The organism is Paenibacillus larvae subsp. larvae (assembly GCF_002003265.1).
Classification (GTDB): domain Bacteria; phylum Bacillota; class Bacilli; order Paenibacillales; family NBRC-103111; genus Paenibacillus_H; species Paenibacillus_H larvae.
Genome location: NZ_CP019687.1, coordinates 912778 through 925566, shown reverse-complemented (window position 1 = coordinate 925566; position 12789 = coordinate 912778). Strand labels below are relative to the sequence as shown.

The following is a 12789-nucleotide window of genomic DNA, read 5'->3' as shown; positions in this document are numbered from 1 at the left end:
TCACCCCCTTTTCTTTTGTTCTTGGGCATAACGCTTTACTGTTTCGCTTGATACGTTTCCTGCTGTACTAACGAAAAAAGAACGTGTTCACAGACTAGGCAAATGAGCAAGATGCTTGAACTCCTGCCTTAATATTCGAGAGGTCACTCCCTTCACTTTTGCCATTACGTCTGATGGAGAATCGGTGGGAAGGCAATTCAGGAACAGATGGACATGATCGGGCATAACTTCCATTGCCACAATAAACCAGCTATTCTGATGGCATATTTCAGCCAATAGCTCCTTGAATCGAATTTTCACTTGTTTTACTAACACTTTTCTTCGATAACGAGGGCAGAATACAAAATGATAGTTAATGAGAGATACTGTTGTAGCTGTACGTCTATATTCTTGCATAAACCAATTGTATCCGTTCAACTATACAACTACAACAATTGAACGAAAAGTACACGCACATGGCTATGTGTTTGCCCTGCCCATCCCATGAAGGGATGTTCTGGCAAAGCCGGCTTTCATCCCACGATTAAAACCGTGGGCTTTCAGTCGGAAATTACTGTAATCCAATGTCTTAAATGGATCATTCATGCACCAATGGTCAAATTATATAGAATTTATTTCCTATAAAACGGCAAAAAAGCAGTCTCTGCCCAGTGTTCTTCTCTTTCAATCCGGATAGATTGAAAAGAAAAAACACCGAATGATGCCGGAGAATGTTCATTACAATTCTCTTTCTAGGTAAAACTAATTTTGAAATACAATGCCATTAATCCATACGAGACCTGCTCAGACCATATGTTAAAATATACCATAATTTATAGGATATATCAAAAGTTAAAGCTAAAAAAGAAAATGATTAGAGAAACGACTCAATTTCTTAACTTATTTCCATCCGAAGGGTACAAGAAATAGTTAAATCTGAACCGTATTCATCTACATCTTCTAAATTAAACGCTCACCAGTTATTTTATGAAATTGATCCAAACAATCAAATTGGGTGATTTTCATAGGGATAACACCTTTTCCAATCGTTCTTGTCTAACATATAATGTGGAACATTGCTCCAAATATTTGGTAGAAAGAGGGGATACATCTCGTGATTGAATTAAGCTTGGCTTTTCAGGATAAAGATGGGGCCTACGCAGAACATGCCGGAGCTGTTCTAGCCTCAGTATTCTGCAATACGAGTTCCAGTGTTAATGTCCATATCTTGCATGATGAGACTTTGACCGAAGCAAATAAACAAAAGTTAATTGAATTAACAAGCAGCTTTAATCAGACTATTCATTTTTATCCCGTTACAATTCCTGATAATATGCTTCAAGCAATGGCAGGTGTGAAATCTATTAGTTTCTGGACCCAGGCCAGCATGTACCGTTTGCTTATTCCCGCATTAATACCGGTAGACAAGATTATTTATCTGGATTGCGATGTATTGGTAAATATGAACATTGCTGAGCTGTGGGAAGTACAATTGGGTGATTTTTATTTAGCTGCAGTTTGGGATCAGGCCATTATGGCAGCAGTGCAGCATATTATCCCCTACGGGCTGAATCCAGATTCCTATTTTAATTCCGGGGTTATTTTATTTGCGTTGAACAATATCCGTAAAAAAATAGACTGGTACGAAGAAATGCTTAACTTTTTGCGGAGATACCCCGATACCAGCATGCCTGACCAGGATACATTGAATGCGGTGTTCGGAGAAAATTACCTCCAATTGGACCGGCGTTTTAATTTTTTTAACATGGTCAGTCCCCATCATGACTTTAACAACAAAATTGTCCATTTTGCCGGATCCGAAAAATGCTGGGATGTTCATTCTCCCGGGGCCAATCTGTATCAGGAATACCTTAGCCTGACACCTTGGAAGAAGCATACAGATGAAACATCCATGGGCGTACATCCTTTAGATGGGCAGAGAGACAGCAAATCCAAGAATTTGAAAGCGCCTAAGCTTAGACCGTTGCGAAGAGTTCGGAAATCTATCCGGGAAAATATGTATTCTAAAAAAAGAAACAGGCGGAGAATAAAAGTTCGACGAAAGAAGATTATCCGGCTTTCTTTGACCGAAACGAAATATATCAAACTAAACGGGAGCAAGAAGGCCGTTAGGGTCGGACCAGGAAAACGCGTTCGACGGCCTAGAAATTAGTTTAAATTGTTCCTGTCATTCCCGTTGCCACCATTTTCTGAATCTTTTGAATCCTGAAATGTTAAGGAAACGTGAATAAATCAGGAAAACACTATTCTATAGGGGGAGGTTCTTATGAAGGGGTTAATTTTATGCGCAGGCCAGGGAACAAGGCTTCAACCGTTCACTTATGCTAGACCTAAGTGTATGCTTCCGGTAAATGGCGAGCCTGTTATTGTTTCTATCATCAATAAAATGGTTCATATTGGGATTTGTGAAATAGGAATTGTGATTAATGCCTCACAAGGGCAAATTCCAGCAATGTTAGGCAGCGGAGAGGCATATAGGTGTTCGCTTACCTATCTGCTTCAAGAAAATAGCCTGGGCCTGGCTGATGCTGTCAAAAGTGCTTATTCGTTTATACAGGGTGAACCTTTCCTTCTAATACTTGGTGACAATTTGATAGAAGGATCGATCATGCCCCTGATTGATTTTTTAGGCAGTGAAAAAGCCGATGCTTCCCTTCTTCTCGCTCACGTGAAGAACCCCCATCAATTCGGTGTTGCAGATGTCTCCATTAATAAAGTTGTCAGGTTGGAGGAGAAATCGCAAAACCCCAGTTCTGATCTTGCTGTTGTAGGTGCATATGCATTCAACAGTGATATTTGGAAAATACTCGACCGGCTAGAACCGTCCAAACGGGGGGAATATGAATTAACCGATGCTATACAGCTGCTAATTGACCAAGGCAAGCATGTGGCCTATTGCATAACAACGGAACCTTTCTTTGATATTGGCACTCCCGAACGCTGGCTGGATGCGAATCGTTATAAAGTAAGTAAAGATTCAAGGAAACAAAATATAAAGAAGCAATTATTTCATAGTACCGATACCGCCATTATTTCCCCTGTTCATATCGATCCCTCCGTTAAATTGTATCAGAGCGTGATCGGCCCTTATGTGTATATTGGGCCCGGCTGCATCCTGAATTGCTGCCGGATAGAGAACAGTATACTGACAGATCACGTCCAATTGTCTCACGTGTTTGTGCGGGATAGTATATTCGGCTCTAACGTCAAATTTTCCGGTCCCGTTGACGATACAAAACCAGCTAAATTCATTATGGGGGATAAGTCAAAAGTTGAGGAATGATTGAATAGACCATTCCATATGTCATGGAATTGAGATTATCTTTAATACATTATCTGATCTTTATCATTATAAAGAGGAGGAAATATCAACATCAATATGACCGATAACAATACTTACCATCCCTAAGGGTGTGCAAAGATTAATATCCGGAGCCACCCAGATATACATAACATGGGACAAGACCAAGACGAAATTTCTAAAGAACAACCTGAGACCTGTACCAGTTACCTAGAGAGACAAATTCATCTACCATTAAACTATGCTTGCCTCATGGGATTTCCAACAGACATTTAGAATGGGGCCACCTGTTGAAAGTTCTATATGCCCAAAAAAAGATCGCTCCAGGGGGAGACGCTCTTGTCAATAGTCTTGTTTATGCTTTCCTTTAGAACCTAATTCTTCAATTTTTTCTTTCACTATTGCGACTAATGCATCCTTGCGGGTGTCATGAATGGCTCTCGGTTCGTAAATTGTCGGGTTATGCTCCAATACCGTTCTGACAGCATTCCCTCAAGACATAAGAAGTTCTGTATTGTAGTTCACCTTCGCATGACCCAGCCCAATTACTTTTTTCAGCTTGTGAAGTGGAATCCCGGAGGCACCATGGAGAACTAAAGGAATCTGAACGGATTCGGCAATTTCTGCATTTCCTTAAATCCTAATACGGGCTCACCCTGGTACTTTCCGTGAACAGATCCCAATGCTGCAGCTAAAGCGCCAATATTGGTCTCTTTAACAATAGTTGTGCATTCCGTTATATCGGCATATTTTATTCCGCCGACAAGCCCGTCTTCCATTCCCCCCACTGTTCCCACTTCGGCTTCTACGGAAACACCATCAAGATGGGCACGCCGCTGATGATTCCATGTATGTTACAGGACAAATAATACATGTTAATGGTGGCATGATTCGGTATTCGTAACGTGAAAGTTTGATGATTTTCAGCCCGGAAGCAGAATTTGTTTACGGAATACATTACGAATCAATTCATTAGGAATAATGGTTCCTTTAAGAACTCCATTTTCTTCTACCAACACAATACCTGCACGTTTTTTCCCAAGCAACGCAGCCACTTCGCCAATATCCTTTTTCATGGGAACAATTGCTGCTTTCCAAGTGGCAAAATCAATGGCACTACGGTCTAACAACCTGTTTATTTTAGCTTCCAAGGGTTCCTGATCATCCATACGCCGGAGACATAAACAACTGATAATGTAAGTTTTCAGCTTGAGACTTGGAATTATTTCCCTCCTTTTTTTCACAACATTTTATGCAAGTTGGATTTTATGTGATGGATGTCTATCTCTATTTCTGCATTTTTCGGATAAGTGATGGAGTATACATAATCCTTTACTGGGAACGAAATGGAATTATACTGGGCAAAATTCGAAAATGAACCGATGTAATACCCATTTTGAACCTCAATCCGCTTTACTTCTAATACCCTTAAAGGTACGGTTAATCCGGTTTTTAGAACCTTCGAAAGCGATTCCTTCATTGTCCAGAGAACCATGAGTAAATTTTCATAGGGACATGGGAGCTGTAAAGCAAGTTCTTTTTCATGTTCTGTTAATTCTGCCTCCACTCCACTACTCATAGAAAGATCAATCTTTTCCATATCAATACCTATTACGAGCATTTCAGGAAACGCTACTGCGGCTGCAAGTTCATCACAATGAGTTAGACTTACCTGTAAGTTGCTGTTTGATTCACACACGGCAACAGGCTGATTAAAAATCCCATTTTCAATCCTTATTTTTTTGGGATTATCTTCACCCATTAGCCCGGATATCGCTTTTTTTGCAGAATACCTGCCCAAAAGGTAACTGGTTCTTCTCCGCTCATAAGCAAGTGTTTGAAAATAAGCATGTTCATCATCATGAAGAAAGCCTTCAACGTTATTGAGGTAATCTCCATATTTACAAAAATGAATAGGTATCTTAAAGATTTCACTCGAAGATTTTAAAAGAAAGTGGGCCGAATATGTATAATTCGTTTCAGTCCCGGCTTTTTCTAATTCGTTATGTATCATGTTCCGCTCCCCAAATCTTTTTTTAAATTATTGGTATTGATATAATCTTCTTTCTGCTGTTTAAAAATCCTTTAACGAAAAAACATAGAATTTGTCGAAATTATATCGATGAAAAGCTTATTTTCATTCACAGATTTTAATTTAAGTAAGTTGACTCTCACGTTACGTAATAGATTAAGTTATAAAACAAAAGGTGATTATAATGAAAATTCATATAGAAAACACTATTGCTCAATTTGAAACATTGCTTTCATTGCCCCATGAAAAAAGAGAAGAACAGAATACAAAGGGCTGTGAGCATTATTCTTCGGTTCATACAATTACCCCCATATTTCCAAGTTCAATCCCCCTCTTGCGGCGGCTTCGGTTTTGGTGTTTGCCCGCGGACTATATTGTTCTGGCTGGTTAATCTTGGACGGGTAAGCATGGCCCATCTGGGAGTCCGAATGAACGTATCCTTCAAATCACTTGGAATAAGCGGGACAAATGGGCTCATATAAGGAATACCAAATGAGCGTAGGCTGCATAAATGGAGAAGCAATGCAATAAATCCCGTAAAGATTCCTAGAAGGCCAAAGGAAGCAGCCAGAATCATTAAAGGAAAACGGAGAATGCGGATGGGAATCGCCATATTGATCGAAGGGAATACAAGATTAGAGATGGCTGTTATCGACACGTCAATAAACATTGCAGCTGATACCAGTCCGGTATCTACCGCAGCTGTCCCTACGACCAGGGTACCTACTATAGAAATGGCCGACCCGATAGCCCTGGGCATTCGAACTCCGGCTTCCCGTAAAATTTCGAAAGTCACTTCCATAATGATTGCATCGAAAAAAGCTGGAAACGGAACATCTTCCCGCTGTGCCATTAAATTGACCAGAAGCTCTGACGGAATCATTTCCTGATGAAATGTAGTAATGGCAATATACAAAGAAGACCCTAGAAAAGCGATGAAAAAACAAAGCAGGCGCAATATCCGGAGCAAACTGGCGATATCCAGACGCTGGTAATAATCCTCAGCTGCTCTTGGGCCTGTTTCCTCTTCTTGTTAAAAATCCGTTCCATGAATCCCACTTCATGTCTTCCCTTCATTCTTTTCCTTGATATCTAATTATTACCTTGTCGCCGCATTTGCTTGTATATTCAAAAAATGTTGAAAAAGAGAAAAAATATCAGAATTCCATTCCTGTTTATGCTTTTATGCTCTAACGTCAAAAAGAAAAAGAACCAAAGGGTATTCCCTTGATTCTTTAAATTACAAATGAACTCTTAGACCAATATCTGGCATCATCTAATTGCTGGGTCCATCCCCGGAGGTTGCATCCCCTCTTTGCCGCCGCCATTGTTTAATCAGCGGTAGATAAGCGGATTTCTTATTTTTCAATGTTTGCCCGCGGCAAGAACCAATTCCAAGTGATATCCCGCTTCCCGATAAATGCTCGGCACCATGCTGGTTTCGTGATACTTGCCTGTTGTCCAAGCCTCAACCTGATCGTGATACCAAGGACTCAGCAGTTGCCCCGATTGCCCGGGCCCCACAATATTGAACGATTTCAGAGGATCTGCGAGATCAATTACCGTTCGCCAGGCTCCTCCCAGATTCACTTCCCCTGTTTTCGCATCCCATTCCGCCATGCCTACCGTGACTTTGCTGCCACCCATGCTTACTGCCTTGGCATTAAACAAAAGTCCAAGCGGCTTAACAGTACTGAGCGGATGTGCAAATTTAATCTGGTGAAAACGGCCCCACTGCCACTTTTCCGGGTCGCTGCCTTGCAGGGAAACCGCTTGATCTACGGCAAGCTGGAAAGAGCGCATCGCTACCTTTTGGAAGCCTCCTTTATCATCAATCCACGGAGCCGGTTTTCCGGCAATCGCCTTTTGAAGCAGGGAATTCCGTACATTCGCTTTATTTTCAAATAATTCCATGAGATCATCGGTCACTTCAGGTTTAAATATGACATCTTCAAGCTGTCTAATCCAAAAAGAAAAAATCAATGGAGCACCCTGTTCCGCATCATCATCCTTGTTCCAGGCCTGAAGCAAATCCGCTGCATTTTGATCAATCGGACGAAGGGAATCGTTTTTTCGCAGGGCCGCTAACAGTCTCTCCAGGAATTCCTCTGCCAGCAGATTGCGGCGGTCAAATTGAAGTTTCTTAAGATCCTCTACTTCTAAAATTTCCTTACTTTCCAGCACCTGTTGGATACGGGCTGCCCGGTACGGTTCAGACCAGGAGTTTGTAATGTAGTAAGGGTATTTGTCATCAATGACCTTGTTATTGGCGGTTGCGATATACCCTTTTGACGGATTAACGCTGGTCGGTAATTCTTCCCGCGGAATATATCCGGTCCATTCATATTCGCCAGTCCACCCCGGAACCGGAACCTGACTGTTCCCGCTTGACCGGATGGGGATTTTGCCGTTTGCCCTGTAAGCTATGGTCCCGTCATTCGAGGCAAAAACAAAGTTTTGAGCAGGAGCCTCAAAATAAGAAAGTGCTTCTTTAAACTCCTCCCAATTCCGTGTTTTGCCAAACCGCTGAAACGCCTCAAGTTCTTTTGTAGGCTCCAACGGGGTCCATCACAACGCAAGCGCCAGATCTTGCCGATTATCCTCAGCGAATTCGGAAATGATCGGACCATGCCTTGTTACAGCCACCTGATAAGAAACCGCTGGTTTGCCCTTGACCTTTATCTCTTCGTTATAGAGCTTAGCGGGCTCCCATTTTCCCATATATTCAAATTCATTCGGATTGTCCGGATTTCGTTTCTCTATATATAGATCCTGGACATCCGGGTTCAAATTTGTGACTCCCCAGGCCAAATGCTGATTATGACCAAGAATAATACCCGGAATACCTGCGAAAACAACTCCGCTAACATTCAAATCTTCTGCCTGAAGGTGTGTTTCATACCAAATCGATGGAGTACCGAGTTTCAGATGCGGATCATTTGCAAGCATGGGTTTTCCTGATGCAGATTTTTTACCGGAAATAACCCAGTTGTTGCTGCCGCTAGACGGATCAGGGATCACGGCCGCCGCAAACATAGCACGGAGATCGATGGGATGATCCTTCATCGCCTGTATGATTAAGGGTCCCCCTTCGGGTAAGAGGGGAATAACTCCAGCGCCATTTCCGGCGATACCCGCTGGGCAAGCTGGTAGCGGAATGCCTGCCTGGCCCAATGTCTGCCAAGATCATAGGCCATATATTTGCCGATCACCAGTGAATCAACCAGTTCCCAATCATTCGGCTTATATCCCAGCAGGCGGAATTCAACCGGAAGAGATCCTGAAGCCTTTGCCTGATGAATATACTGATTCACACCTTGGGCATACCATTCCAGCACATTCTTGGCATCAGCGGAATAAGCGTCCAGAGAAGCTTCTGCAGCCCTGCGCAGGCTGAACGCCCGAAAAAACTTGTCGCGCTCCAACGTTTGTTCCCCCATGACTTCACTTAACTGTCCTGAAGCTGTTCGTCTCATCATATCCATTTGAAACAACCGGTCTTGGGCCGTCAGATACCCTTGGGCCACATACAAATCATGCTCATTCCGGGCCTCAATGTGCGGCACGCCGTTCACATCCCGCCAAACCGAAACCGTCTGCTGAAGTCCCTCCAGTTCCAACTTTCCCTCAATAACCGGAAGACTGCTCCGTGCAATCCAATAAGCTACACCCGTTACGATCCCGATTAATAATACAATAATAAGCGCCGTTATCCATACGACGCGCCATCCGCCTCTTTTTTTCTTTGGCAGCCGTTCTGTGGCCGGGGATGTGCCTGTCGTACTCATCATAACCCTCCTTAAAATAAAATTTGGGTATATGCATTTTTGATTGGTAATTTATTCATATTATCTTTAACAAGGTTTATGCCGGAGTTTTCATTAAAAAAACTTCTGATTTTGGTTTATTTCTTGCATTAATTGAAATCTTTCCATATATTGAGCATTATGGAGCAAATGAAGACGTTGCTGAGGGAGCGTTAAAATGTAATACCGAGGAAGAGATTGACCGGGTCTTTGGGGAATTATCCCGGGAAGGCTCTGTTTTAATGCCGTCAGCAGCTTACCCGTTTAGTGAAAAATTTGGCTGGGTTAAAGATAAATACGGAGTTACATGGCAATTAAATCTTATTAAATGAAAATCACTTTATTACCCAGCAAGGAAGTTGAATTCAAAGACTTTTGTCGGCAATCTGAGAGCCGGGAAATGTTTCCCGGCTCTCTGTTTATGATCTTTAAAAAGTGAGAATCTCTCTTATTCGTATGCACCTTCGTGAGAGGAGCAGGATCATTGCCCGGAAATGACGTTTACCGTTTCCGTATAGATACGTTTTCGATCCTCGTTTTTCAGCAGATGGAAACTGATTAAATCAATTAAATATAATACGCTCATATCCAGGCCCGTGGATAGATACTGATATCTAACGGGATGTATGGTCCATATGACTTTATGAGCCATCTTTGTCAAGGGAGTATCCCCGAAAGCTGTGAAAGCTATCAACTTTGCTTTTTTGCCTTTGGCAGCCTCTAAAGATTTTAGCAGATCTTTAGTTTGTCCGGAACGTGAGAAGGCAATGACCACATCGTCCTTTTCTAACAACACGCTTCTTATGATCATTAAATGGGGGTCTGTCACTGCCTCGGAGTAAAACCCCATACGGCTTAAACGGTAATTAAATTCTTGTGCCGCCAGCCCTGAACTTCCTAACCCGTAAATAAATAGACGCTTCGCTTTTTTTATCAATGAGAGTACTTCTTTTAAAGGTTCATTTTCTATTAAAGATTCGATGTCGTTAAACATTTCTTTATACTGATTCTTGAGTTCAACATCTAATTCATCTTTAGTATGATCATAAGATTCGCGAGCCAGTTTCAGCTTCAGTTCGACAAAACTTTGACACAGTACTTTCTTGGAAAACCTTGTTATGCTTGCAACTGAAACGCCTGTCTGATCCGCAATTTCTTTAATATGACATTGTGCAGCTGCAGCCGGTGATGACAATAGAAAATCGGCTATTTTTTTTTCTTTCTCAGAAAAAGAGGAGTACTTCGATTGAATGGTTTTTAATAATGAATCCATTTTTTCCGCCACTCCCCCTTTCCTTTTTTACTTAATTAACTGTGCAGAGCATTTATAAATCGGGCCGTTATTTGCTGCGGTCTTGTTATAGCACCGCCAACAATTACGGAATGAGCCCCCATTTCCAGGACTTTTCTCGCCATTTCAGGTGTGAAGATATTCCCTTCAGCTATTGCAGGAATAGATACCACATCTAATACTCTCTTTAAAAATTCGAAGTTATTATCATATAGTTTACAGCCTTTTGTTGCATTTGTATATCCATAAAGCGTAGTCGATACACAATCAAAACCAGCTTTTTCTGCTTCTATTGCATCTTCCACCGAAGCAATGTCTGCCATTAGCTGCATATCCGGGCTCTTTTCTTTTACATACGCTATAATGCCGGGTATTGTTTCATTCATCGGACGTTTTCTGAGCGTCGCGTCCAATGCGATCATTTCGCAGCCGCTTTCCAACAGCTCATCAATCTCTCTTCTTGTAGCTGTTATATAAACTTCACTATCCTTGTAATCTCTTTTAACAATACCGACTACGGGTACGGATACTTCCTTTTTTATGGCAATCACGTCTTCTTTAGAATTAGCACGTATACCGGATGCCCCGCCCTCTACTGCAGCTAAAGCCATTTTCGACATAATAAATGAGCTATGAAGCGGTTCATTTTCAAGGGCTTGACAAGAGACTACCAGTTTCTTTTTGATTCTATTCAACATTTTATTACTCACCTACTATTTCTGTTATTTCATTTTTAATAATCGTTACATCCGGTCCATAAATAACCTGAACACCATTTCCGTTCTTTAGAATTCCTTTGGCTCCGGTTTGTTTCAAAACATCATCCTGAACCAAATCCGCATTCTTAACCGTTATTCTTAAACGGGTTGCGCAGCAATCAACTGCATCCAGATTATCCTGCCCGCCTAAAGCAGAGATAATGGTTTTGGCCCGTTCACTCTTATTAGTCATGGCAACTTGTTCGGAAGCATCTTCTCTGCCTGGCGTCTTAAAATTAAATTTCTTGATCAAGAACGAGAAGGTAAAGAAGTACAAGAAGAACCAAGGTATTCCAATTAGAGGAACCATGAACCAGTTTGTTTTATCCGCACCCTGCAGAACACCAAACAATAAGAAGTCAATCAATCCTCCTGAAAAAGTCTGGCCAATCGTGATCTCAAAAATATGCGCAAGCATAAAGGCTAAACCGTCGAAAATGGCATGAACCAAATACAAAACAGGTGCGATGAATAGGAATGCAAATTCGATTGGTTCCGTAATACCTGTTAAGAAAGAAGTAAGAGCCGCCGAGGCAAGAAGTCCGGCAACTTTCTTTCTGTTCTCGGGTTTGGCTGCGCGATAAATGGCCAAAGATGCCCCCACTAATCCAAACATCATCATAATAAAGCGTCCGGACATAAAACGTGCAGTTCCTATATAAAATTGATGAGTGTCGGGATCAGCTAACTGTGCAAAGAAGATTCTCTGAGTTCCTTCAATGAGCTGGTCATTTACAACCATCGATCCGCCGAGGCTCGTTGTCCAAAACGGCATATAAAAGATGTGGTGAAGACCGAACGGGCCAAGCATGCGAAGAATAAATCCATAAAAGAAAGTACCAACGTAACCGGTTGTTTCAACAAGTCCGCCCAACTTAAAGATGCCGCTTTGTACAACGGGCCAAATTATAAACATAAGTGAACCAATAATGATGGCTGAAAACGAAGCAACAATTGGAACAAATCTGGATCCGCTGAAAAATCCCAAAAATTGTGGCAGTTGCGTTTTGTTATAACGATTATGAAGCCAAGCTACTAATGCTCCGACTACTACCCCTCCAAACACGCCGGTTTCAAGGGTGTGTATTCCTAGTATCATCCCTTGTCCTGCGGCAGCGGGGTTTGCCGAGTTTATGGTTCCTGTAATTGTCAACAAAGCAGATATAGTGGCATTCATCACCAGATAGGCAAGAACCCCCGCAAGCCCGGCAGTACCTTTATCCGACTTGGCTAATCCGACAGCAATACCTACTGCGAATAATAAAGCTAAATTGGCAAATACTACGTTACCTGCGCTTGACATGACAGTAAAAACACATTGCAGCCAAGCAACATTTAAAAATGGATAAGCTTGAATGGTATTTGGGTTAGAAAGCGCTCCTCCTATACCTAGTAAAATACCGGCAGCAGGCAATACAGCAATCGGGAGCATAAAAGATTTCCCGAATTGCTGAGCTTTCTCAAAGAAACTATTCATCAGTCACCACCCCTTGATGTAAATTATTTTCACTCTTAGTATAAAAAAATAAAGGGTTTTCAGCAAGTGTTTTTTTATATATTTCCCTACACAGCCGAAGCCAGATCCATCCTTCCTTTTTGTG

At 41.8% G+C, this 12789-nt stretch carries 7 protein-coding genes and 5 pseudogenes; 3 read left to right on the top strand and 9 right to left on the bottom strand.

The features are described from left to right. Nucleotides 1-396 (bottom strand): annotated as a pseudogene (gene tnpA, locus BXP28_RS04920) (IS200/IS605 family transposase). A 697-nt stretch (nt 397-1093) separates the two neighbouring features. Here tnpA and BXP28_RS04915 point away from each other — a divergent pair. Next, nucleotides 1094-2152, top strand: a complete 1059-nt coding sequence (locus BXP28_RS04915; protein ID WP_023484726.1) for a glycosyltransferase family 8 protein — start codon at nt 1094-1096, stop codon at nt 2150-2152. A gap of 114 nt (nt 2153-2266) precedes the next feature. Continuing rightward, a complete protein-coding gene (locus BXP28_RS04910; RefSeq protein ID WP_023484727.1) occupies nt 2267-3283 on the top strand; it encodes a sugar phosphate nucleotidyltransferase in 1017 nt (338 codons plus the stop codon). A 360-nt stretch (nt 3284-3643) separates the two neighbouring features. Here the strand turns inward: BXP28_RS04910 and BXP28_RS04905 are convergent. The 5 genes and pseudogenes from BXP28_RS04905 to BXP28_RS04885 form a co-directional block, all read right to left on the bottom strand. After that, nucleotides 3644-4125 (bottom strand): annotated as a pseudogene (locus BXP28_RS04905) (class II fructose-bisphosphate aldolase); the annotation flags it as partial. Between the two features lie 99 nt (nt 4126-4224). Continuing rightward, nucleotides 4225-4452: a hypothetical protein gene (locus BXP28_RS04900; RefSeq protein ID WP_104932488.1), complete on the bottom strand. Its 228-nt coding sequence runs from the start codon at nt 4450-4452 to the stop codon at nt 4225-4227. An 89-nt stretch (nt 4453-4541) separates the two neighbouring features. Further along, a complete protein-coding gene (locus BXP28_RS04895) occupies nt 4542-5315 on the bottom strand; it encodes a 4'-phosphopantetheinyl transferase family protein (RefSeq protein WP_023484729.1) in 774 nt (257 codons plus the stop codon). 340 nt (nt 5316-5655) lie between these two features. After that, nucleotides 5656-6342: pseudogene (locus BXP28_RS04890) on the bottom strand (spore germination protein); the annotation flags it as partial. Nucleotides 6343-6698: 356 nt separating this feature from the next. Beyond that, nucleotides 6699-9121, bottom strand: a pseudogene (locus BXP28_RS04885) (penicillin acylase family protein). Between the two features lie 197 nt (nt 9122-9318). Here BXP28_RS04885 and BXP28_RS23950 point away from each other — a divergent pair. Continuing rightward, a pseudogene (locus tag BXP28_RS23950) lies at nt 9319-9471 on the top strand (VOC family protein); the annotation flags it as partial. A gap of 149 nt (nt 9472-9620) precedes the next feature. On the opposite strand, the gene BXP28_RS04875 reads toward BXP28_RS23950, so the two are convergent. Genes BXP28_RS04875 through BXP28_RS04865 form a run of 3 tightly spaced genes read right to left on the bottom strand, consistent with a single transcriptional unit; the run spans nt 9621 to nt 12665 of the window. Continuing rightward, nucleotides 9621-10412 carry a MurR/RpiR family transcriptional regulator gene (locus BXP28_RS04875; protein WP_036656619.1) on the bottom strand — a complete coding sequence of 264 codons (792 nt, stop codon included), beginning with the start codon at nt 10410-10412 and terminating at the stop codon, nt 9621-9623. 35 nt (nt 10413-10447) lie between these two features. Next, nucleotides 10448-11128 (bottom strand): N-acetylmannosamine-6-phosphate 2-epimerase, encoded by a 681-nt coding sequence (locus BXP28_RS04870; protein WP_036654189.1) that lies wholly within the window; start codon nt 11126-11128, stop codon nt 10448-10450. 4 nt (nt 11129-11132) lie between these two features. Then, complete coding sequence (locus BXP28_RS04865; RefSeq protein WP_036654185.1) at nt 11133-12665, bottom strand: PTS transporter subunit EIIC; 1533 nt, start codon at nt 12663-12665, stop codon at nt 11133-11135. Nucleotides 12666-12789: the final 124 nt, after the last annotated feature.